At 21.7% G+C, this 276-nt stretch carries 1 pseudogene; it reads right to left on the bottom strand.

Annotated features, from left to right (window positions below):
- Nucleotides 1-80, bottom strand: a pseudogene (locus tag RI68_RS04330) (single-stranded DNA-binding protein); the annotation flags it as partial.
- Nucleotides 81-276: the final 196 nt, after the last annotated feature.

Raw genomic sequence — 276 nt, 5'->3', positions numbered from 1 at the left:
ATTTGTTCGTTGTTTGAATTGATATATTGTTTTTCTAAATCATGACTGAGACGGCCGATTAATTGAACTTTGTTTAACATAATTTTATTTTTCTTTCTTTTTGATATATTTTTTTAATTTTTTCATTATTAAAACTTTTTAAAACAAATGTATTGGGCGATTATCTAATTTTTTGATGTTGGAATCGTTTATTACCGTTGTTTCAAAAATTTTATGCTTGGTTTTTGTACAAAAAAAAGATTACTTTGAAAGTAATCTGGTTTTTATTTTTTTATT

It is taken from the genome of Vaccinium witches'-broom phytoplasma str. VAC (assembly GCF_000309405.1).
Taxonomy (GTDB): domain Bacteria; phylum Bacillota_I; class Bacilli_A; order Acholeplasmatales; family Acholeplasmataceae; genus Phytoplasma.
The sequence above is the reverse complement of the archived record's forward strand: the minus strand, read 5'-3'. Positions and strand labels throughout refer to the sequence as shown.